This is a genomic window from Halomonas pelophila (genome assembly GCF_040196315.1).
Classification (GTDB): Bacteria; Pseudomonadota; Gammaproteobacteria; order Pseudomonadales; family Halomonadaceae; genus Halomonas; species Halomonas pelophila.
In genome coordinates, this window is the sequence record NZ_JBEGCI010000008.1 from 85,464 (window position 1) to 107,912 (window position 22,449).

At 62.0% G+C, this 22,449-nt stretch carries 19 protein-coding genes; 1 reads left to right on the forward strand and 18 read right to left on the reverse strand.

The genetic code is table 11. The features are described from left to right. Nucleotides 1-71: 71 nt before the first annotated feature. The 3 genes from ABE957_RS10550 to ABE957_RS10560 are packed head-to-tail and all read right to left on the reverse strand — an operon-like array spanning nt 72 to nt 2,870. A complete protein-coding gene (locus tag ABE957_RS10550) occupies nt 72-1,490 on the reverse strand; it encodes an FAD-dependent oxidoreductase (RefSeq protein WP_349758644.1) in 1,419 nt (472 codons plus the stop codon). Next, a complete protein-coding gene (locus ABE957_RS10555) occupies nt 1,487-1,774 on the reverse strand; it encodes a (2Fe-2S)-binding protein (protein WP_349758645.1) in 288 nt (95 codons plus the stop codon). The genes ABE957_RS10550 and ABE957_RS10555 overlap by 4 nt, the downstream gene beginning before the upstream one ends. Continuing rightward, entirely contained in the window at nt 1,755-2,870 is a 1,116-nt protein-coding gene (locus ABE957_RS10560; protein WP_349758646.1) for an NAD(P)/FAD-dependent oxidoreductase, read from the reverse strand. The genes ABE957_RS10555 and ABE957_RS10560 overlap by 20 nt, the downstream gene beginning before the upstream one ends. 94 nt (nt 2,871-2,964) lie before the next feature. On the opposite strand from ABE957_RS10560, the gene ABE957_RS10565 reads away from it, so the two are divergent. Next, nucleotides 2,965-3,888: a LysR substrate-binding domain-containing protein gene (locus ABE957_RS10565; RefSeq protein ID WP_349758647.1), complete on the forward strand. Its 924-nt coding sequence runs from the start codon at nt 2,965-2,967 to the stop codon at nt 3,886-3,888. Nucleotides 3,889-4,208: 320 nt separating this feature from the next. On the opposite strand, the gene ABE957_RS10570 is transcribed toward ABE957_RS10565, so the two are convergent. The 15 genes from ABE957_RS10570 to ABE957_RS10640 all read right to left on the reverse strand — a co-directional run bounded on the left by ABE957_RS10570 (nt 4,209) and on the right by ABE957_RS10640 (nt 22,445). Continuing rightward, entirely contained in the window at nt 4,209-5,252 is a 1,044-nt protein-coding gene (locus ABE957_RS10570) for a TIGR03617 family F420-dependent LLM class oxidoreductase (protein WP_349758648.1), read from the reverse strand. 91 nt (nt 5,253-5,343) lie between these two features. Beyond that, nucleotides 5,344-6,750, reverse strand: a complete 1,407-nt coding sequence (locus ABE957_RS10575) for a hypothetical protein (RefSeq protein WP_349758649.1) — start codon at nt 6,748-6,750, stop codon at nt 5,344-5,346. Then, nucleotides 6,743-7,879 carry a sulfotransferase family protein gene (locus ABE957_RS10580; protein WP_349758651.1) on the reverse strand — a complete coding sequence of 379 codons (1,137 nt, stop codon included), beginning with the start codon at nt 7,877-7,879 and terminating at the stop codon, nt 6,743-6,745. The genes ABE957_RS10575 and ABE957_RS10580 overlap by 8 nt, the downstream gene beginning before the upstream one ends. Before the next feature lie 51 nt (nt 7,880-7,930). Then, a complete protein-coding gene (locus ABE957_RS10585; protein ID WP_349758652.1) occupies nt 7,931-8,593 on the reverse strand; it encodes a TetR/AcrR family transcriptional regulator in 663 nt (220 codons plus the stop codon). Nucleotides 8,594-8,698: 105 nt separating this feature from the next. Further along, nucleotides 8,699-9,472: a 3'(2'),5'-bisphosphate nucleotidase CysQ gene (cysQ, locus tag ABE957_RS10590; protein ID WP_349758653.1), complete on the reverse strand. Its 774-nt coding sequence runs from the start codon at nt 9,470-9,472 to the stop codon at nt 8,699-8,701. Nucleotides 9,473-9,529: 57 nt separating this feature from the next. Beyond that, nucleotides 9,530-11,437 carry a sulfate adenylyltransferase subunit CysN gene (gene cysN / locus ABE957_RS10595; RefSeq protein WP_349758654.1) on the reverse strand — a complete coding sequence of 636 codons (1,908 nt, stop codon included), beginning with the start codon at nt 11,435-11,437 and terminating at the stop codon, nt 9,530-9,532. Further along, nucleotides 11,437-12,336, reverse strand: a complete 900-nt coding sequence (gene cysD, locus ABE957_RS10600; RefSeq protein ID WP_349758655.1) for a sulfate adenylyltransferase subunit CysD — start codon at nt 12,334-12,336, stop codon at nt 11,437-11,439. The genes cysN and cysD overlap by 1 nt, the downstream gene beginning before the upstream one ends. An 11-nt stretch (nt 12,337-12,347) precedes the next feature. Further along, nucleotides 12,348-14,813, reverse strand: coding sequence for a 5-amino-6-(D-ribitylamino)uracil--L-tyrosine 4-hydroxyphenyl transferase CofH (cofH, locus tag ABE957_RS10605; RefSeq protein WP_349758656.1), 2,466 nt, complete (start codon nt 14,811-14,813; stop codon nt 12,348-12,350). Further along, nucleotides 14,806-15,435 carry a 2-phospho-L-lactate guanylyltransferase gene (gene cofC / locus ABE957_RS10610; RefSeq protein WP_349758657.1) on the reverse strand — a complete coding sequence of 210 codons (630 nt, stop codon included), beginning with the start codon at nt 15,433-15,435 and terminating at the stop codon, nt 14,806-14,808. The genes cofH and cofC overlap by 8 nt, the downstream gene beginning before the upstream one ends. Nucleotides 15,436-15,912: 477 nt before the next feature. Then, nucleotides 15,913-16,872, reverse strand: a complete 960-nt coding sequence (cofD, locus tag ABE957_RS10615) for a 2-phospho-L-lactate transferase (protein WP_349758658.1) — start codon at nt 16,870-16,872, stop codon at nt 15,913-15,915. Then, nucleotides 16,869-17,636, reverse strand: coding sequence for a coenzyme F420-0:L-glutamate ligase (gene cofE, locus ABE957_RS10620; RefSeq protein WP_349758750.1), 768 nt, complete (start codon nt 17,634-17,636; stop codon nt 16,869-16,871). Before cofE ends, cofD begins: the two co-directional genes overlap by 4 nt. 9 nt (nt 17,637-17,645) lie before the next feature. Further along, on the reverse strand, nt 17,646-18,326 hold the full coding sequence (gene npdG / locus ABE957_RS10625; RefSeq protein WP_349758659.1) for an NADPH-dependent F420 reductase: 681 nt from the start codon (nt 18,324-18,326) through the stop codon (nt 17,646-17,648). A 183-nt stretch (nt 18,327-18,509) separates the two neighbouring features. Next, nucleotides 18,510-19,838, reverse strand: coding sequence for a spinster family MFS transporter (locus tag ABE957_RS10630; protein WP_349758660.1), 1,329 nt, complete (start codon nt 19,836-19,838; stop codon nt 18,510-18,512). Between the two features lie 111 nt (nt 19,839-19,949). Then, nucleotides 19,950-21,536 carry a GMC family oxidoreductase gene (locus tag ABE957_RS10635; protein ID WP_349758661.1) on the reverse strand — a complete coding sequence of 529 codons (1,587 nt, stop codon included), beginning with the start codon at nt 21,534-21,536 and terminating at the stop codon, nt 19,950-19,952. A gap of 42 nt (nt 21,537-21,578) precedes the next feature. Then, nucleotides 21,579-22,445 carry an SDR family NAD(P)-dependent oxidoreductase gene (locus ABE957_RS10640; RefSeq protein ID WP_349758662.1) on the reverse strand — a complete coding sequence of 289 codons (867 nt, stop codon included), beginning with the start codon at nt 22,443-22,445 and terminating at the stop codon, nt 21,579-21,581. Nucleotides 22,446-22,449 lie beyond the last annotated feature (4 nt).

Here is a 22,449-nt window from a genome sequence, read left to right on the forward strand (position 1 = left end):
AAGGCACCTCTTTTGCTTGGCGAATTGTGATTGTTGGTGGGTGAAGGGGTGGTGTGGTGAAGCGGTCCCGGTCAGGACCGCAACGACCGGCTGATCTCGGGCGGCACTGACGAGACCGCGAGCTCCCCGAGGGTGATCGACTGCAGCGGCGGGCGAACCTGGTAGGTGCCCACCGCCTCGGGCGTGGTGCCCAGATGGCCGGCCAGCAGCCGGGTAACGCTCTCGCCGCAGAGCCGCCCCTGGCAGGGGCCCATGCCGCAGCGGGTGAACGCCTTGAGCTGGCCCGGACCGGCGGCGCCCTGCGCCATGGCGGCGTTGATCTCCCCCAGCGAGACGCCCTCGCAGCGACACACCAGGGTCGTCTCGGGCTGGGCGGCGAGCCAGCCTTCGGGCACCCGGAACAGTGCCTCGAGCAAGGCGCGGGCGCGCATATCGCGACGCCGGGCGCGATGGATCGGCGCGGCTTCGTGCGCCACCACCTCGTCCTCGGCCGCGAGGATCGCCAGGGCCGCGAGATGGCCCTCGCGCTCGGCGTTGAGCGCCCCGCCGATCCCGGCGCCGTCGCCCGCCAGCCAGACGCCCGGCTCGGCGGCGAGGGAGCCGGCATCGCGCCGGGGCACGAAGGCCTGCTGGCCGTCGTGCCAGTCGTGAGCCAGGCCCAGGCCGCGACACAGCTGGGGCTCCGGCACCACCCCGAAGTGAGTCAGCAGCAGCGACGCTCCGACGCGCTGCCAGCGCCCGCCCAGGCGATAGCGCACCGCCTCGAGCCGCTCCCCGCCCTCGGCCTCGATCGCCTCGAGACCGTGCTTCACCGTCACCCCGGCCCGGCGCAGCGCGCTCAGCATGCCAAGCCCCTTGAGCAGGTAGTGGCCGGCGTGCCAGGTGGCACGGGGCCGGCGCAGCAACTCGGCGTAGCGCGAGCGCGGCGCGGCATCGAGGATCAACCGCGGCGGGCAGCCGGCACGCAGGTACTGCCAGGCCAGCAGGTAGAGCAGCGGCCCGGTGCCGACCAGCACCGGCGGCGCATCGGGCACCAGGCCGCCCTGCTTGAGCAGGATCTGACCAGCGCCGGCCTGCATCACCCCGGGCAGCTGCCAGCCGGGAAATGGCCAGCCTCGCTCCATGGCGCCGCCGGCGACGATCAGCCGCTTCGCCTGCCAGAGCTCGCTGCGCCCGCCCGCCAGCACCCCGAGGGTGGTGCCCTGCCCTTCGCGCTGGGCCCACCACGCCCGGCTGCCCGGCCGGTAGTCGAGCCGGGCGTTCTCGAAGCGCTCGAGCAGGGCTCGTCCGCGCAGGTAGTCGCGACCCATCACCTCCTCCCCGACCTGGGGGGCGGAGAGCTGACGATAGATCTGGCCGCCGGGGCTCGGCGCCAGGTCGAATACCACCGGTCGCTGGCCGGCCTCGGCCAGCCGACTGGCGGCCGCCATGCCGGCGGGGCCGGCGCCGATGATCGCCACCTCGGCGTGGCGAAGGTTTGCGTCGCTCATGGACTCCTCCTCTGGCGTTCGAGGCGCATGCCCTCGGCCACCGGCACCAGGCAGCCCTGGCGATTGGGCGCGCCATCGACGGTGATCAGGCACTCGTGGCACACGCCCATCATGCACAGCGGCGCCCGGCGACCGCCGGCGGCGTGATCGCGATAGCCCGCGCTACCGTCGAGCCACAGCACCGCGGCGGCGGCGCTGAGCGTGGCTGGCACCCGCCGTGGCTGATTCTCCAGCCAGATGGTGACCTCCCCGACGGGGACGGCCTTATCCAGTCGCTTGAACATCGAAACGTGCTCCCGAGAAGTCGCCGTAGAGGCTGGCCAGGCAGTCACTGTCGATGGCCTCGGCCAGCTCCTCGGCATGGAAGGCGGCCAGGGTGATGCCGCTGTGACAGCTCAGGTTGTAGGCGCCGGGACAGGTGCGGGAGGCCTCGTAGACCGGGCTGCCGTCGGGCGTCATCACCCTGAGCGCCCCCCAGCTGCGCACCAGCCGCGCCTTGGCAAGATCCGGGTAGACCGCTACCGCCCGCCGGCCCAGCTGATGGAGCGTCTCGAGGGTCACCCCGGTGTCGAAACCGGCGTTCTCCAGCACGTCGCCGATCAGGTAGCCGCCGCTGGCGGTCTGGCGGATCTGCGGGCTCGGCAATCGCCCGCTTTGAGGCAGCCGTTCGGTAACGAGTATCTGGCCGCGCAGCGGGTGCACCTCGCCACAGAGCCCCAGCGGCGGTGCCAGGCGGCGCGCCCCCAGGCCGGCGGCGAGGATCACCCGCGGTGCAGCGACATCTCCCTTGGGCGTGTGCGCCGTGAAGCCGCTGGCCGTGGCCTCGACCCCATCGACCGGGCTGGCCGGGCGATAGTCGACCCCGAGCGAGTGGCAGGCGGCGTAGAGGGCACGCAGCAGGTAGAGCGGGTTGCACTGGCCGTCCCAGGGCGAGAAGGTGCCGCCGTGCACCGCCTCGCCGAGGCCCGGCAAGTGCTCGCGCAGCGCCTCGCGGTCGAGATAGGCCCAGCGCATGGCCGCGAGTGCGGGGGTGGTGGCGTAGAGCGCGCAGTACTCCTCCTGGCGCGCCTCGGCCTCCGCGGCATCAAAACACAGGTCGACGCCGCCGCGGCGCTCATACTCGAGCTCGACGCCGGTGCGCGCGGTGAGCTCCTCGGCGAAGGCTGGCCAGGCCTCGCTCGACTGCAGCGAGAGCTCGGCGTAGCGCGGCATGCCGAGCCCCTTGCCCTGCACCCACACCAGGCCGGCGTTACCGCGAGAGGCGCGCAGCGAGCCGTCGTGCTCGTCGAGCACGGTGACCCGGCGGCCGCGGCGGGCCAGCCCGTAGGCGACCGCCATGCCGACCACGCCGCCACCGATGATGAGGAAGTCCCGAGGCATCCACCCTGCTCCGTCGTTGCGATACCCCTCGACGATAGGCGAGCGACCCCATACGATCTAATACCAATCCTTGGTCAACCCATACGGCAATGTTATGGATTCACCGCGACTCAGCGACCGTCAGCTGCAGGCCTTCCAGCAGGTGATGGAGTGCGGCAGCGTCTCCGGCGCCGCCCGCCGCCTGTTCATCGCGCAGCCGGGCGTCACTCGCCTGCTCAAGCAGCTCGAGCACGACCTGGGCTTCACGCTGTTCGAGCGGCGGCGGGGCCGGCTGGTGGCGACCCCCGAGGCGCGGCTCTTCTACCGCGAGCAGCTGCGGGTCTGGAGCGGGCTGGAAACGCTGCGGGCCACGGCGCGGCGCATCCGCGAGCGCGAGGTCGGCGGGCTGCGCATCAGCGCCATGCCGCTGCTCGGCATGACCTTCCTGCCCGACGTGCTGGCGGCCTTCGCGCCGCAGCACGAGGAGGCGCGCATCGAGCTGGCGACCTTCCGCTCCGAGCAGGTGCTGGAAGACGTGGTGACCCAGCGCGCCGAGTTGGGCTTCGCCATGCTCGGCGGCGGCGACGAGCGGGTGGAGAGCGAGGCCTTCTGCCTCGAGAGCGTCTGCCTGCTGCCCGGCGATCATCCGCTGGCGGCGCGGGACCGGCTGACGCTCGAGGACCTGCACGACCAGCCGCTGATCTGCTACGAGCCCCGCGACCCTACCCGCCAATCGCTGGATCGGCTGCTCGCGGCCGCCGGGGTGCGTCCGCGTCGCCACCTGCAGGTATCCCTGGCACTGCAGGCGGCCCGCCTGGTGGCCCAGGGCGCGGGCATCACCGTGATCGATCCACTGAGCGCACGGATTTTCGCCGACAAGGGGCTGACGATTCGCCCGTTCACCGCCGAGCTGAATGACACCTTCTACCTGCTCACGCCCCGGGAACAGCCGCTCTCGTGCTTGGCCCAGGCCTTCATTGGTGAGTTCCGCACGCACTTCTCGGCCACGCTGCGCGGCACCGAGCCACCAGGCAGCTAGCCGCGGGGCTACGATCTCACACCGGGATCGGCGGGGCATCGCGTGAACGCCGCGCCCCTACGCCAGCAGGTCGGTGAGCCGCGTCAGCTCGCCGCCCCAGCTCCGACTGGGCGAGGAACTCGCGCAGGTAGCGCCCAAAGCATCGATGCCGAGCACTCGCTGTTTGGGATCGACTAGCGCGTCGCGCCCGGCACTCGTGCTGCACCGGTAGTCAGGATGGTTAGGGTAGCGTGACGCCCCCTCCAGCAGACCTTAGCGCTGGACTTGCCATGAAGTGGATATCTGACCGTTCCCATTGCAACGACTTGGCTGGTATCAGGCTAGCTATCAGCGCTCCTGGCTTCTTGACGAATCTTCTCGATGGCGCGAGCGCAGTCACTGTCATTGGCTGAATCCGTAGGCACCGTCAGGGTGACGCGATCCACGAGTCCGTTGAAGCGGGAGACCATGGCGCTGGGTAGCTCTGCGTAGTCGGCAGAGACCAAGAAGGTGTCGAGAATCTCATCGGTGAAGATCTCCGGCATTTCCTTCCAGCGGTTCTCCCGAGTCAATTGCTGCAGGGCATCGCCGACGTCCCCCCAACCGAATAGCTCGAGACTGGGGCGATAAGCTGGGGTGGAGAACAGAAAGGCCAGCATATCGCGGAAACGTTCCCGCTCATCTCCTACGCTGCTGGCGTCAGGCCCGGTGGCGACGAACTGGCTGGCACTGATCAGGGGCTTTCCAAGGCCAGGATCGCGCTCAGCTATCCCCTTCTCGATCTGAGGATGAATCACTTCCTTCAGATAGCGAACAGATGTGTTGGTCGGATGCGTATGAATACCATCTGCCGTAGACCCCACCAGCTTGAGCATCATTGGCCCTACGGCACCCAGCATCAGGGGAACGTCCGGGGCGTCGATGGGACCGGGGTTGAAAAATGGCTGTAAGCGAGTGAACTGATAGTGCTCCCCCACGTAATTCAAGGGCTCACCGGTTCTAAAGCTGTGAAAGATAGCCCTGAGGGCGCCCAGGTATTCGCGCATTCCTGCCGCGGGCGGCAGCCACCGAGAGGAGTAGCGCTCTTCGATGTTCTGCTTGATCTGGGTGCCCAAGCCCAGCTCAAAGCGTCCTCCCGACATCCCCTGCAGGTCCCAGCAGGCCAGTGCCACATTCATTGGACTGCGTGGAAACGCGATCAGAACGGATGTTCCCACTTTCAGCCTGGTGGTCGATGCAAGAGCCTGACCGGCCAGCAGCAAGCCATCATGCACGGCGTCAGACACGAACACCCCATCATAGCCCATGGCTTCGACACGACGCGCAAAGGCACCAATGTCCCCAAGCGACATATTTTCGGGGGTAGAGGCAAAAATCTCCAACATCGTAAACTCCAAAGTATAAAGTCGGCCTAGTGAAAGGCATTGTCAGCAACGATGAACACTTGCTATTTCCATAAGGCTCACATCTTGAAGATCAATGGTGGCGATATCGCCGCTGAACATGCTCCTGGCGAATGGAAATCTGATGGCGACGCTCATCCGGTGTGACTCGTTTTGTATCCGCGGGTAGGTATGAAAGCACATCCGATAGCTTTACTTTCTTTGCGGACGCCCAGGGAGGATTGTCCATAGGCTTTTCAGGATAGGCCCAGCGAACGGCCATATACCCCTCGGGCTGCCCCGTGGTATCCACCCAGTTGGCGACGCCAGGATCGCTATGGGCAATCACGTATCGGTACACATTGTCCGCATCACGATGCCCTTGCAGGCCGTTCAGGCTCGACTGGTGGCTAGCGAAGTCGAGTGACTCTCCCCATAGATTACCCAGGTGAAAGCCCAGATAGACGGGTTCGACGGGTTGATGAAGCTCGACGATCAAGGCTTCGTCAGGCTCAAGTTCGAACATGCCGCCGCAATAGACATTGGTGGCCATGCCACCCGCGGTGGCCAGGGAAGCTGCATTAGGCTTATTGAACGCGTTGCGCGGCATGAAGCGTTCGCCCTCCCCCTTTATCTTTCCATAGGCTTCACAGACGATCGCGTAGAATTCATTCCAGAAATGCACCTGGTTGCGCGTCAGCTCGCCGATGCGATGCATCTGCTGACTAGCCACCTCCGGCGTATACGTCGGCAACGGCCGGCCCAAAAGATCGTTACGATAGATGAAAAGATCGAGTAGATCCTCATTTTCCCAGTCGCAGAAAAGCTCCCGAAGCATGACTTGTTGAGCGACATATTCCCGCTCTATCACACTGCCATCGTCTTGCTTGCGCTTTCGAGTGACGCGCGTGTGCATGAAATTCCCCTGATAACCCTCAGGTTTCTCGGGCGCTAACAGGATCTCGAAGCGTCCGTCCTCGTCGACCTGCAACCGAGTGGAATCGAGCAGGGCACAGTTGGCCCGTGACCCCCGCTTTAGTTCCTTGATACTTCCGCTATCGCCGGAGAAACCACTCGGTGCCTCGAAGATGACATAGTGTGGAGCCTTACGCGTGCCCTTTGGAGCGACCTCTCCACGCCAATGACGGGCATCACCGGCGCGTCCACGAATGGTGTAGCTATGGTTGCCATCGATCGGGGCCGTCAGATAGATGGCATCTGCGTTATCGATGGTTGATCGGTTAAGCGGCTGGATGGCACGAACGAAATAGGGATTCTCGGGAGACGGCCCCAGACTTCTGGCGATGGAGCCATAGAGGTAGCCCAACACGTAGCGATACCCTTCCGCCAGGGTGCGCGGAGAGGCCGGCGGCGCCCACAGCTCCGGGTCGTCGATGGCATTACGGGCTTCGCCAAGCTGAGTGAGCAGGTCGTTCCAGGCACCACGAAGACTCGCAGCGGCGGCGGCGGTAGCCGGATCCTTATGACTTTCCTCAGACATTCGTCAACTCCTTGTCTTGTTCGCGGGGGGTGTGGGATGCCCACTCGAAACGTATGAACAGGGGGGCCAGCTTGTCGTGGATCTCGTGATCGTCCAGCCCGAACTCCTCCAGGCTATAGGTGTGGCTGGTTTCGTGTTTGCGCGTCCTGTTTTCCTCGTCGTCGAGAAAGGTCTCGAACTCGTCGGTGATCGGCAGGGAGAGATCGTAGTAAACCTGCTCCATGGTCGCTTTTGGCGTTGTTGTCAGCTCACGATAATCGATGATGGAATACTTGACTTCCGGATGAGAACCGAGCACATCGAGGGGGTGCAGGTAGCTTTCATATGAAAGATTGACCATTTCTCTAGTGGATTTGTTAATTTGATCTGCGTCCTGATTCCCTTGCGCCCCCCAACTGACATGGAGCAACTTCAGCAAACTTGGTATGGTCTCGTATGGATTCCTATACAGAAGCACGAAGCGTGCATCAGGAAAGGCCTCTATCAGGGCACCCACCCGACCGCAATATGTCGGATTCTTACTTAAATGGATTTTCTCGCGACCGTTAAGATAAAGCTGGCGGCGCACACAATTTCGATAAAAGTTCATCAACCGACGACGGCTTTCAATTGGCCTCTGGTCGATGTGAAAAAAGTCCAACGAATCCATATAGGGCAACTTTGTAGCCCAAAACCCGGATGCGCATGAATTGAAATACATCAGATCATCTTCTTCCGGAATATTCAGCCCCATCTTATGAATATGCTGAGTGGCACCGAACCTTCTTTTCCCCCAAGCTTGCAGCCTCCTCTCCAGCCGATGTCCCAGCAAGTTATCATCCAACCAGGCGAGACCACGTACAACTTTTTTCTGCAGCAGTGAAGGAAGTAGCAACTCATAATATTTGAAGGTAGAGAAGCGCTCGTCACCGCTCATGAGCCGATGTGCCAATGTCGTTCCACTTCGGGCATGACCAATAATGAAAACCGGCGCCTTGACCTTGACAAACCAGAGCTTGGGAAAAAAAATTCCATCCAGAAAAAAGCAGATGCTGTGAAACAGTGCACGTAGTGGCACGCGAATCATGACCAGCTTGCACAGCTTTCGACGCTGCCGCTTATTGGGCTCTCGCGCCACCAGCTTGGCCATGGTCAACCACGTCTTGAACTCAAAGTAAAAAATCACGACAAGTTCCTTGTGTTATTGTTCAGAAGCGGTGGCACAGTGAGAAAACTTCAGGTAGCTCAAGAGTAACGCCACCATTTCTCTCTCGAACTCAGGCTGGAATATCAACTCCGGGTTATGATCCAGCGTTGCGTGGAGCGTGCCCTCCAGCGTATTGACCACCATGGTTGCGGCGAGCCTGGGATCGCTTACTCCCACTGAGCCGCGGTGCTGCTCCATGGCGGATGGCAGCCAGTCGACGGTCCGCAACTTCCGTGGATACTTACGAAGAACATAATCTTCGAAGTTGTAGTGCCAATGCATCTCAAGATAAAAGCCCTTGAGCTTTCGATAGAGGCGTTGATGACGTGCAATATACTCACGAACAAAGAAAGCAATGGTATTTTCCAGTGAGCCCTGCACCATTGACAGCGTCTGCTGATCTAGGCGCTTGACCTCGCCTATCTCCCCCATCAGCAGCTCATTACAGATATCCGCGGCAATGGCATGCTTGTCGGCATAATACTGATAGAGACTTCCGATGCTGACGCCTGCCACCTCTGCGATACGGTTCGTCGTCAAGCGCTTGGGCCCCTCCTGGTCAAGAATCTGCAGGCAGGCCTGCCTGATCGCCTTGAGCGTCGCCTCGGCGCGGGACTGGCTCGGTTGTCGGCGCAAGCTGGAAGAACGTAATGTCATGATTGAGCTCACATTGTTACTTGTTGTGTGACACCATTCTGGTAGTGCAGCCCACCCCCAGCCGATGGCGCATCGACCATTCGGCCTAGGCGCCGCCCACTGGTATCAGGCTTCCAGGCCCCAGGCCGCGAAATGCGGGTTGGCAAAGCCTTCCTTGCCATAGCGCATGGAGTGAGCATCGAGGGTCAGCAGACGTCCGCCGGCAGCGCGCAGCACGGCATCACCGGCGGCAATATCCCACTCCATGGTCCGCCCCAGGCGGGGGTAGACGTCAGCCTCTCCCGCAGCGACCAGGCACAGTTTGAGCGACGAGCCGGCACTGGTCTGACGCGCCACCCTGTATCCGCGAAGAAAGTCTTGTAACGCCTCCACATCGCCATGGGAACGACTGGAGACGACGGTCAACCCGGTATCCGGAATGCCACGACAGTGAATAAAGCGACGCTCGCCATTCTCTTCAACGAAGGCACCGGACCCTCGAGTGCCTGCAAAGAGCCGGTTCATGGCCGGGGCCAGTACCACGCCCAGCACCGGCTCGCCGCCCTCGATCAGCGCGATGTTAATGGTGAACTCGCCGTTGCGACCGATGAACTCCTTGGTGCCATCCAGCGGATCGACAAGCCAGAATCGGCACCCAACGTGAGGCACGACGCCAGCCGAGGCCTGCTCCTCGGAAACGATTGGAATCGTGGGGTCCAGTTCCTGGAGGGCCGGCAGAATAAGCGCCTCAGCGCGTTCGTCCGCTTCGGTGACCGGGGATGCATCGGCCTTGCTTCGTACGGAAATACGGCCGGCATAGATGTCCATGACTCCCTGCCCCGCAATCCGAACGATGGGAATCAACGCCTCCAGCAATGCATCGAGGGTTAGGTTGCTCATGCTTGAACTCCTGTCAATCTTCTGGGCGGTCTTCGCCGAACAGCCCAGAAGGAGGCCTTACAGCGGCAGGACGCCACGTTCCTGGAGAGCGGCAACGACCTGCTCGACCGCGATGTCCACGCTTGTGCTGGTGGTGTCGATGCACAGCTCGGGAGATTCAGGCGCTTCATAGGGGGAGTCTATCCCGGTGAAGTTCTTCAACTGGCCTTGGCGCGCCTTCCTGTAGAGACCCTTGACATCACGCTGCTCGGCAACTTCCAGCGGAGCATCGATATGTATCTCGAGAAACTCGTTGTCGTTGACCAAGGAACGTGCCATATCCCGCTCAGCACGGAAGGGTGAAATGAAGGCGCTGATCACGATCAGGCCGGCATCTGCCATCAATTTTGTTACTTCAGCGATGCGGCGAATGTTCTCGACACGATCAACATCCGTGAATCCCAGATCCTTGTTGAGGCCATGACGAACATTGTCGCCGTCCAACAGATAGGTATGGTGGCCCATTGCATGGAGACGCTTCTCGACCGCATTGGCAATCGTCGACTTCCCGGCCCCCGATAATCCCGTGAACCACAGAACACAGCTCTTCTGTCCTTTGAGTCGTGAACGGGCCTCCCTATCAATATCCACCGGTTGCATATGGATATTATGAGCCCGACGAAGTGCGAAGTGGAGCAGCCCCGCACCGATGGTGCTGTTATTTATCCTGTCAATCAGAATGAATCCGCCAGTGTCACGATTCTGATCATAAGGATCAAAGGCAATCGGCCGATCCAGGCTAAGATTACAGACAGCAATACCATTCAGATCCAACGTCTTGGCCGGCAGATGCTCCAGAGTGTTGACATTTATTTGATATTTTATGTCGGTGATGGTGGCCGTAACAGTGCGTGTCCCTATCTTCATCAGGTAGGGACGTCCCGGTAACATCGGGTTTTCGTGCATCCAGGTCAGAGTGCACTCGAACTGATCGGCAATTTCAGCGGGTCCAGTAACCTTCGAGATCACATCTCCCCGAGAAATATCAATCTCATCGTTGAGAGTCAGCGTGATGGACTGTCCCGCGACTGCCTTAGAGAGATCACCATCCATGGTGACAATCCGCTCCACGGTACTCTCTTGACCCGAGGGCTGCACACGGATGCGATCGCCAGGATGGACCTGACCACTGGCAATGCTTCCGGTGAAGCCCCTGAAGTCCAGGTTAGGGCGATTGACCCACTGCACCGCCATACGGAACGGAGTGCTCAGCAACTTGTCTTGATCGATCTCGATCTGCTCGAGATACGGCATCAGCGCCGGCCCCCTATACCAAGGCATATTGGCACTCTGCTCGATGATATTATCCCCCTTGAAAGCCGACATAGGGATAAAGGAGATATCGGTCAGACCAAGATGGTCGGCCAGTACCGTGTAGTCATCGACAATCTTTTGATAGGTCTGCTCATCGTAATCCACCAAGTCCATCTTGTTGATGGCGACAACGATATGCTGGATCCCAAGCAGCGATACGAGATAGCTGTGGCGACGTGTCTGGGTCAGGATACCCTTGCGAGCGTCTACCATCATGATCGCCGCATCGGCGGTAGAGGCGCCGGTCACCATGTTTCGGGTATACTGCTCGTGTCCGGGCGTATCAGCAACAATGAACTTGCGCCTTTCCGTCGAAAAGAAACGGTAAGCCACATCGATGGTAATCCCCTGTTCACGCTCCGCAGCCAGGCCATCGACCAGCAGGGCGAAGTCCATTTCTTCACCTTGAGTGCCGTATTTCCTGGAATCGGCGGCGACGGCCGCTATCTGATCTTCAAAAAGCATCTTGGATTCGAAGAGCAGGCGACCGATCAGCGTGCTCTTGCCGTCATCAACGCTGCCACACGTAATGAAACGCAACAGGCTCTTCTGTTCGTGGAGCTTGAGATATTGATCGATATTCGACGAAATGAGCTCGGAAACGTGTGCCATCAGAAATACCCTTCTTGTTTTTTCTTTTCCATTGATGCCGCGGCGTCATGATCAATGACTCGCCCCTGTCTCTCGGAAGTTCGCGTCAGCAGCATTTCTTGAATGATCGCGGGCAGGGTTTCCGCCTCAGACTCGACGGCACCGGTCAGCGGATAGCACCCCAGGGTACGAAAGCGCACTTTCGTCATCTTCGGCGTTTCTCCAGGATCGAGCGGCATACGCTCGTCATCGACCATGATCAGGCTACCATCGCGCTCGACCACCGGACGCTCGGCGGCGTAGTAGAGAGGCACGATGGGGATACCTTCCAGATGTATGTACTGCCAGATATCCAGTTCGGTCCAGTTGGACAGGGGGAACACTCGTATGGATTCCCCCTTGTGCTTTCTCGTGTTGTAAAGTTTCCAAAGCTCCGGACGCTGATTCTTCGGATCCCAACGATGCTGAGCCGTGCGGAACGAGAACACGCGCTCCTTTGCTCGTGATTTTTCTTCATCGCGTCTGGCGCCACCGAAAGCGGCATCGAAACCGTATTGATCGAGTGCCTGCTTGAGCCCCTCTGTCTTCATGATGTCGGTATGTACACTTGAGCCATGCGTAAAGGGGTTGATATCCTGCTCGACGCCCTCCGGGTTGACATGGACAATCAGTTCCATGCCCGATTCTTCCACCATGCGCTCGCGAAACTTGTACATCTCCCGAAATTTCCATCGGGTATCGACATGTAGCAGCGGAAATGGGGGCACGGACGGATAGAAGGCCTTTTTCGCAAGGTGCAGCATGACCGCACTATCCTTACCAATCGAATAAAGCATCACCGGATTCTCCGTTTCGGCGACCACTTCTCGAATGATCTGGATGCTTTCGGCTTCGAGTCGTTGTAGATGAGTGAGTGACATTGCTTACCTCATTATTGTTGTAGCATGGAAATGTCGTGGATGGCGCTGGTCGATGAGGAGAGAGAACTCGGCGTGATATCATCCAGGGAAATGCGATCCGGCCCTGCCCACGCCTCGTCCGCCATGGAGTCATCGACCGGTTGATAAAAGGTATTGCGCTGCAAGAGAGGACGATTCACGGCACGGGTAATGGCCACCAGATCCGAGTCATCCAATGACTGGCCATTACTGCCTCCAGCGGCGCGAGTAATGGACTCATACATCAGCGTCCCGCCAAGGTCGTTGGCACCCGCCTCCAGGCAGAGGGCGGCTCCCTTTCGCCCCATCTTCACCCACGATGTCTGAATATTGGTCAGCAGCGGATGCAGTGCCAGGCGGCTGACGGCATGCACCAGCACCGCTTCGCGCAGGGTCGGACCGGAACGGGCCTGGCCCTTGAGCCAGATAGGAGATTCCATGTGGACGTAAGGCAGAGGAACGAACTCCGTGAAGCCCCCCGTTTCCCCCTGAAGAGCACGGATGCGCAGCAGGTGACGCGCCCAGTGTTCGGGCCGCTCGACGTGTCCAAACATCATGGTGGCAGTACTGCGTATGCCGGCTTGATGGGCGCTACGCATCACTTCCAGCCACTGCTCGGTATTGAGCTTGTCAGGACAGAGGGTGGCCCTGACTTCATCGTCGAGGATTTCCGCCGCAGTCCCCGGAAGCGAGCGTAAACCGGCCTGATACAGCCGTTGCAGATATTCCGTGAGTTCCAGCCCCAGTGTCTCCGCCCCGTGGAACACCTCGAGGGGAGAGAAGGCATGCACGTGCATGTGTGGCACGGCCTCCTTTACTGCCGCCGCTAGTGCCAGATAGGTGTTGCCGTCATAGTGTGGATGGATGCCCCCCTGCATACAGACTTCGGTCGCGCCTCGCGACCAGGCCTCACCAGCACGCTCGGCGACCCTGGCTGCGTCCAGCCGGTAGGCTGGTCCACGCAGGTTGGCTGCTGTACTGCCCTTGGCAAAGGCACAGAAACCGCAGCGATACTGGCAAATATTGGTGTAGTTGATGTTGCAGTTACGGGTGTAAGTGACGTTCTCCCCCACGGTGACCCGCCTCAGGGTATCGGCGGCATGAATGACCGCCCTCAGATCGCTTCCATCGACCATAAACAGCTGGACGATTTCGCCTTCATTCAACGCCTCTCCTGCGCAGGCTCGCTCCAGAAGCTGCGCAATTTCCGGTGATGGGGTCCTGTCCTCGCTCGTGCCGCCTGGCAGCAGAGTGGCGTCCGCTTCAGTAGCTTCGCGACTACCGGCATACCAGTTGTCCGTACGCGCAAACCCACGGGCATCGGCGGCACGGCGCACGGCCTTGGCGATATCGGGCACCACCCACTGCTCGAGCCGACGAACGTAGGCCGGTATCAGCGGCAGGCGCTGCAGCAGCTGGCGGCCAAAGCGAGCGCTTTCCAGTGCCAGGGTGTCGATCTGTGGCCAGGCAGCTTCAGGATTGACATGGTCCAGGGTTACCGGTGAGATGCCGCCCCAGTCGTTGATGCCTGCTCGCACCAGCTGTTCCAATTCAGCCGGACGCAGGTTGGGCGGCGCCTGAATGGACATTTCGGCACCGAAGATCAGGCGTGACATGGCGATGGTCCAGGCCTGATCATCGATATCCGGTTCCGGGGCTTCGGCCATTCGCGTCCCCGGCTTGGCCCGGAAGTTCTGGATGATCAGCTCCTGGATATGTCCGTATTCGCGATGCAGCTCTCGAAGCGCCAGTAGGGCATCAATGCGCTCCACTCGAGTTTCCCCGATACCGATCAGGATGCCCGAGGTAATGGCGACGGACAGCTCACCGGCATGCCGCAAGGTAGCCAGACGCGCCCTGGGGCGCTTGTCTGGACAGCGCCAATGAGGGCCTCCGCGCTCATGCAGGCGGTCGGCCGTGGACTCCAGCATGATCCCCAGGGAAGCCGCCACCTGGCGTAGCGGTCTCATCTCCTCAGACGACATGGTGCCCGGATTGATATGCGGCAACAGGCCGGTTTCACGGAAGACCAGCCTGGCCATGGCAGCCACATAGGCGAAGGTATCCTGATATCCCATCGCGTCGAGCGCCGCCTGTGCCTGGGGATAGCGTTGTTCAGGACGTTCGCCCAGGGTGAACAAGGCTTCATGGCAGCCGGCGCGAGCGCCGTCGCGGGCAATGGCCAGCACTTCCTCGGGACTGAGATAAGGGCCATCGATCTTCTTCGGCGATGTAGCGAAGGTGCAGTAGCCGCAGTGATTTCGACACAGTCGCGTCAGTGGAATGAAGACCTTGGGTGAGTAACCAATTCGCCGCCCGTGGCCCTCGAGCGTCATCGCCTCGGCACACGACATAAGATCGTGAAGCGGCGCCTCGGCCCCTACTCGATATGCATCATCTGCGCAGAGTCCGGCGCCCGAGCGTGATTTGTCCAGTAGCGCATTGATCGGTTCAACCATGGGAAATACTCCGGCAGGCAGTGGATATACTCGCCCCGACAGTCATCTGCATGCTCGCCAGCATGCTCAAGTCCTGTGCGGTATCGACGTCGAATAGCAGTCCCGGGGCCTGGCTCAATGCGGGCCTCAGGCCCGATGCTTCTGCCGCTGCCATATGACGCATCAGGCTGTGCCGGCCGAAGCGGAATGGAAACGTCCCCGGTTGGCTCAAGAAGATGGCGTTGGTGCCCTGACCGTGACGGTCACTTGCCAGGGCCAGGCCACGGCGACGCCCGGCGAGGATGAGGGCGTCGATCTCCTCGCTGCGAACCAGCGGGAGATCGGCATGCATCACCAGGAGCTCATCGGCGCCTGCCGTATGTAACTGCTGGGTGGCCATGGTGAGCGCATGGTTCAGCCCATGGCCGGCATCCTGAAGGTGGAACACGGCTGGAGGACACTGGTCCGGGTCGCTGCCGACGATGGCAATGTGCTCGACCAGCTCACTGCCGGCTAACGCCTCCATGACCCGGTCGAGCATCGTCTCCACCAGCCGTTGACGACCCAGGAAAGGCAGCTCAGGCATCAACCGCGTTTTCCCTTGACCCAGGGTCTTGAGTGGCACCAGTGCCCAGAGACTCATGTGGTCCCTCCCCTACCAATGACGTGCGATGACTGACAGTTCACGCGATCCTTCTTAATGCCTATTCAAGCAGTCGGCCCAACCCTGATCCACTCGCTTTCCGAGCTTTTTCATCTTTCTTAAACCGGAAAATAATCACCATCAATCAGACACTTACCCATGCGATAATGCGAGAGAACCACGTGAGGTGAAAATGCTCGGTTTTTATCTGAAAGGTTCACTTATTCAGCACCGGGGACGGACATCGTTTCAGCAACTGGCGAGGAGGAGAATTTTCCAAAATAACGACAGAGGGACCAGCAGACGTGACGCATGCTTGCTCGTCAGGCATCTGGACGATTGAGCAATCGGTAGGGAGCGAGGATCCACGACGAGCCCGAGTCAGGTAGTCGCGGCAGTCGTTGAGAGGAAGGAAACCGAGGGTAGAAGCATGCATACCCAGCGTGGCTCAGTGACGCCACCGGGAGTGGTATGGCGTCAACCGCGTAGGGTAGCGGCAAATGCCAGCGTTTCCCTGGCCACGCGCAGACGGTCCTGGGGCGTGTGCATGAGAGTATCGGTAACGGTGACTGGCAGATCGATCCGATCACGCAGGCCCGCATCACGACTGTCGAGTACGAGTCCATCGATAAGATCAGCATAGTCCTGGACGATCTGCAGAACGCTGACGGACAGACCCAGCTCGTTCATGATCTTGGTGGTGGGTCCCTTGACGGCCTCTCCCCCCACTAAGGGTGATACAGCCACCACGGGCACATCGGCGCTTCGGATCAGTTCCCGCATCCTCGGCACCGCAAGCATGGGGGCGATGCTCAGGTAGGGATTGGATGGGCACAGGATGATGGCCCCGAGGTCTTCGTCGGCAAGCGCTCGAACGGCGCCGGGTGAAAGGCGTGCCTTTTCGGCCCCCTTGAATTCGATGCTGTTCACCCGCGGTCGGCATTGCTCACGAACAAAGTAGTGCTGAAAATCCAGAGCACCGATCTCGGTATCGAGCCGGGTGCGGACGGGGTCATCACTCATCGGCAGGATCCGAGCGGGGATGGCGAGGCGTTCGGCCAGATCACTGATAACGCTGGACAGCGGTTCGCCAGCAGCCAAGCGGCGGGTGCGTTCCACGTGTAGGGCCAGATCGGCATCCCCGAGGCGAAACCAGGATTCGCCGCCGAACTGTTCCAGTGCCTGCATGAAGGACCAGGTTTCGTCCCGCCGCCCCCATCCCGTTTGCGGATTGGCAAGCCCGGATAAGGTATAGAGGGCAGTATCGACATCCGGACAGACATGCAGTCCGAGGTGATTGAAGTCATCACCGGTATTGACGACCAGTGTCATCTCGCCTTCCACGACGGCACGCATCAGCCCTTCCGCCAGCTTGGCGCCGCCAACGCCACCGCTGAGGGCGACGATCCGTTCATGTCTCCGCAGTTCATGAGTCATTGGAAAAGATCCGATTCGAGAGGCCTGATCAACGCCGAAGCATCGACCACTGTGTCGCTCAATGACAACCCGCTCACCACTGCTACTGGCGTCCCTTCCCCCGCCTCTCCCATCACCAGGGCCGCGCCGGCGGCGATAGCATCCGCATGGGCGATCAGCGTATTGTGGAGGGTTCGCCCGTGACGGTCGGTGCCGCTGCGCTGGTCGATCAACGCCGGAACGCCGGCGGAGGCGAGGGCAACGTTGACCACGCCGTTACGCCAAGGGCGACCGAAGCTGTCACTGATGATGATCCCCGGATGGGTACCCTGGCGCGTCTCCAGTCCAGCGCTAAGCGCCTGCGCCGAGGCAGCGGGATCGCGCGGTAGCAGCAGCGCGCGCTGCCCCGAGGCGTTGTCGGGCAGGTTGGATTGATCGATACCGGCATTAGCCATCACGTAGCCCAGACGGTGGCGAACAATCATGACGCCGGGGACAGCGCGCAAGACATCGCTGGATTCCTCGAGCACCAGCTCGACCAGGCGCGAATCCTTGCCCGTCAGCCTGGCCAGCTCCGTGGCGCGCGGCGTCGGCGTCACACAGGCGAGATCGACGAGACGCCCCTCGGCCTTGGAGACCACCTTTTGTGCCACCACCAGCACACTCGTGTCCTCCAGGATCAGATCCGCGTCCTCTAACGCTTGGCTGATGATGGCCGCCAGGTCATCTCCGGGAGAGATCTCGGGGATGTTTGGTAGCGCCTGAAAATGCACCCCACTGAGCATGGCGCTCACTCAGCTACCTTCGCCCAGATCCAGCGTCCCGGTAATCCGGATGCCGGCTCCGTCGACGCGGTAGTGACGGTTCATGAAGATCAAGATCGAGGTCATCGCCTCGGCCGCGGCGGAATTGCCCAGGGCACCTGCATGAAGGCCGCGCAGCCCCGCATCGTTGGCCAGGGCTACCACCGTCGAGCGAGCCTCCTTGTCATCACCGAATACCAGCACGTCGCAGTCGACTTCGGCATCGGTGGTAAGCTTATGTGCCGCCACATTATGGAAGGCCGAAACGACGCGCACACCGTCACCGAGTCGGCGCTGGGTTCGCAAGGCGGCACTGCCTTCCTCGGGCAACTGGACGCGCATCACCTTGGGCGGTACCAGAGGAACCGTGGTGTCGACGAGAACCTTGCCCTGGACGACCGTGGCAATCTGGTCGAGCGCTTCCTCCTGCGAGGCAAACGGCACGGCCATCACGATCAGCTCGGCCTGTTTGGCAACACTGAGATTATCGCTGCCGCCTACTTCGATATCGAGCTCTTGACTTAGCCGCTGAGCCGCTTCCAATGCCCTTTCGGCATCGCGAGACCCGATCAGCACTCGATGTCCCGCCTTGGCCCAGCGTCGAGCCAGCGCTGCACCCAGATTTCCGGTGCCACCCACCACTCCAATGATGCCCATACCTGTCGTTGCCATCACCGCTTCCTCCCGATGAAATCCATCTGACTCGCCCTTCCAAGCTAGAGAGCCTGGAGACAAGAAGCATCGTTTGATCGGACTAGACGTGGCGATACGATACTTGCGTTGATACCACGAAGCGCATGCCCCCCCTTGTCAGTCAGCCCACCAGCTCTGTTAGCGGCGGTGACATGTCGAGCATCAGGCAGTGGCAGGTTTAAACGGAGCCTCCGTCGCTTTGTCGTCCACTTCACGACGATAGCGTGGTATGGCGATCGCCAGACACAGACAGGGAAGGAGTAACAGGGCGATACAGCTGGACAGTGCATAGCGCAACGCCTCGTCACCGATCGTGACCCTGAAGTAATCGCTCAGCACACCGACGATCAAGGGGCCAAGGCCGACGCCTATCAAGGTTGTCCCCATGAAGAACAGGGCGGTCGCCTGGGCCAGTCGCTTGGCCGGTATCAAGCAGCTCATTGCACCAAAACAGGGGACGGCCCACCATATACCAAAGAAGGCAAACCCCAAATAAAACAGAAAGGCCGTGGGCACCGGCATATTGCCCAAAAAAAAGGCCGTACCGTCAGGCCAAAGGAAAAACAGCAGACCGAAGGGAATACTGAGAGCTGTTCCCAACAGGGCCGTCCCGAGCTGCCAGCCACTGTTGCTCGCCGTCATTCGATCGGTCATGGCACCGCAGCATAGCGTTCCGACAGCAGAAACCAGACCGCCCCCCACTCCCATCAAGAAGCCCGCCTCCTGAAGGCTCAGGTCATGGGAGCGAATGAGAAAGCTGGGATTCCAGGTACCGATCGCATAGCCCGCGATCGCGGCTATGCTTCCCGCTGCCACGATCAAGCCATAGGAGGGGGTGTTCAACAATATAAGTATTGTCTTGAAAAAGGGTTCATGTGTTTCACTTTCACTATCCTCGACATCATCTAAAGCTTTCGGCTCCTTGACCGTCAAAGCGAGAATGCCCCCCAGGAGAACGCCTGGAGCACCGATGATGATAAAGGCCCATCGCCACCCGTAAAGTTCGGCCACCCAGCCGCCGAAGCCCAGCCCCACTACCGCGCCTATCGCAGGACCCATCAGAAACACGGATAGCGCCCGCGAACGTAGCCGGGCAGGATATAGCTGAGAGACCATGGCCACAGACGGTGCCGACCCTCCTGCCTCGCCGACGGCCACGCCGATACGAAACAGCAGCAGCATGGCGAAACTCGTCGCCACCCCACAAAGCATCGTCATCCCGCTCCAGGCAATGCATGCGATGACGATCACCGGCTTGCGCCCGATTCGATCGGAAAGGCGCCCGACGGGCAACCCAAATACCGTATAGAAAAGCGCGAAGGCGACACCGGAAAGCAGTCCAATCATCGTATCGGACACGCCGAATTCGAGCTTGATGGGTTCAATCAGGATCGAGACCACCAGCCGATCGATATAATTGAAAATATAAATGATGGCCAAAACGCCGAGTGCGTAATGGGTTCGCCAGGTGACCTTTGGTTCGGATATCACAGACACTCTCCAGTCGTTTTTCTTGTTATGGCATCGTCTAGAACGGCGTGGAACATCACATCGTCCGTTCAGACCATGCTGGAAATCCCGCCATGAAAACGCTCCTGCGACCTATTGCTCAATCAGGTCGGCCACCTTCTCGCCGATCATCACCGAGGCCGCGTGGGTGTTGCCAGAGATCAACCGCGGCATGATCGAAGCGTCGGCGACGCGCAAGCCGTCGATGCCGTGGACCCTGAGGGCGGAGTCGACCACCGCGTCGGGCCCGGTGCCCATGCGGCAGCTGCCGGCGGGATGGTGCACCGATTCCAGGTTCCGGCGGATGCCCGCGAGCAGGGCCGCGTCGTCATCGAGGCCGGCGAGTGGAGCCAGCTCGCCGTCGAGCAGCCCCGCCAGCGACGGCTGGGCGAAGATCTCGCGCAGGCGTCGCACGGCGGCCAGCTGGAAGCGCCGATCATCCTCGTGACTCAGGTAGTTGAGCCGGATCACCGGGGCGTCCGTGGGCCGGGCGCTTCGGAGATGCACGCTGCCGCGGCTGCCCGGTCGCAGCTGGCAGATGCTCGCGCACACGCCGGGGATCGGCGTGAGCCGGCCGGTGTCGTCGGCCCGGGCGGCGGCCGCCGCGAAGTGGATCTGGGCGTCCGGTCGCGAGGCCTCGGGATCGAGGCGCAGGAAGGCGCCGATCTGGGCGGCCGGGTTGGCGAAGATTCCGCCGCGGCGGGCCAGGTAGTCGAACAGGGTCCGCGGCAGGCGCCGGCCGCGGACCTGCTCGTAGTAGGTCTCGCAGTCGCGGGTCGCGAAGTAGAGATAGCTGTTGGCGTGATCCTGGAGATGCTCGCCCACGCCGGGCAGGTCCGCCCGCACCGGGATATCAAGCGCCTCGAGGCGGCGGGCCTGGCCGATACCGGAGAGCTCGAGCAGCTGGGGCGAGTTGAAGGCGCCGGCGCTGAGCACGATCTCGTCGGCAGTGAGGCGCTCGATCGCGCCCTTGCCGCGGCGCCGCCCCTCCACCGCCACCGCGCGCCCACCCTCGATCACCAACCGGGTGACATGAAAGCCGCTCACCACCTCGAGGCCGGCGGGCCTCGGTCGCCCGAGAAAGGCGCGGGCGCTGCTGTGGCGGCGACCGCGCTCGATGGTGGCCTCGAAGTAGCCCACGCCCTCCTGGGTGGCGCCGTTGAAGTCGGCGTTGCGGGGGATGCCGGCCTGCTCGGCGGCGGCGATGAAGGCCTCGCCCACCGGCAGCCGTCGTGCCACCGGGCTGACGGCGAGCGGTCCGTCACCGCCGTGATGCTCGCTCGCCCCGGCCCAGTGGCGCACCGAGCGGCGAAAGAGCGGCAGCAGCTCATCATGGGACCAGCCGGGATTGCCGGCCGCCGCCCAGGCGTCGTAGTCCTCGCGCTGGCCGCGAACGTAGACCATGCCGTTGATGCTGCTGCAGCCGCCGAGCACCTTGCCCCGGGGCAGCGGCACGCGCAGGCCGTCGAGATGCGGTTCCGGTTCGCTCACATAGCCCCAGTTGGTCGGGCCCTCGCCGAGCAGCGAGGCGAAGCCGATGGGCACGCGCATGGCGAGGTGGCGATCGCGCCCGCCGGCCTCCAGCAGCAGAACCCGGGCGCCCCGGACGGCGAGCCGATAGGCGGCCGCACAGCCCGCCGAACCGGCCCCCACCACGATCACATCGTAGGTCGCGGCCATCGTCATCCCTCCCTGAGTCAAGGCGCCGGTTGCCGGCGCCGGCTATTCCACCACGGCGTCGCTGAAGGGCAACGGCCCGCCGAGGGCGGCGCGGTAGGACGGCGGCTGGCGGCCGTCGAGGTCGACCACGCCGAGCTCTCGGGCTAGCTCGGCAGCGTAGTAGACCCCGCCGGAGCGGGCCTGGCGCTCGGGGTCGGCGTAGAACGCGGCCAGCACCCGGCCGGGGAACTCGGCGGACTCGGGCACCACGCGGCCGTACTTGCGCGGTTCGGCGGCGAGCACCGCCGCGGTGCGCTCGGTGGCCACCACGCCGAGCCAAAGCGAGACGGTCGCCACCCCGTGGGGGCGCAGGTCGTGGGCCATATCGAAGGCCATCTTGTCGATCCCGGCCTTGCCGGCGCCGTAGGCCGGGCCGTGCATGTAGCAGCGCGCGCCCGGCGCCGAGGTGAAGGCGATCAGCCCGCCGCCCGCGAGCATCAGCGGCGCGGCGAAGTAGCTGCTGACGTAGGAGGAGCGCAGGCCGACGTCGAGCAGCGCGCTCATGGCCAGCGGCTTGTCCCAGAAGGGACCGGGCGCCACCAGCGCCTCGGGCACGGTCAGGGCGTTGTTGACCAGCAGGTCGAGGCGACCCTGTTCGCGGCCGACCTGAGCGAACAGCGCCTCGACCTGGGCATCGTCGGCGTGATCGCAGGCCACGGCGATGCCGTGGCCGCCACGCCGGGTTACCTCGGCGGCGGTGGCGCCCACCGTGCCGGGCAGCGGCGCCTCGCCCTCCTGGCGAGTGCGGCCGGTGACGTAGACGGTGGCGCCCGCCGCACCCAGCGACAGGGCGATGCCGCGGCCCACGCCGCGACTCGCCCCGGTGACCACGCAGATCTTGCCTTGCAGGCGCCTGGCGATGTCTTGCATACCT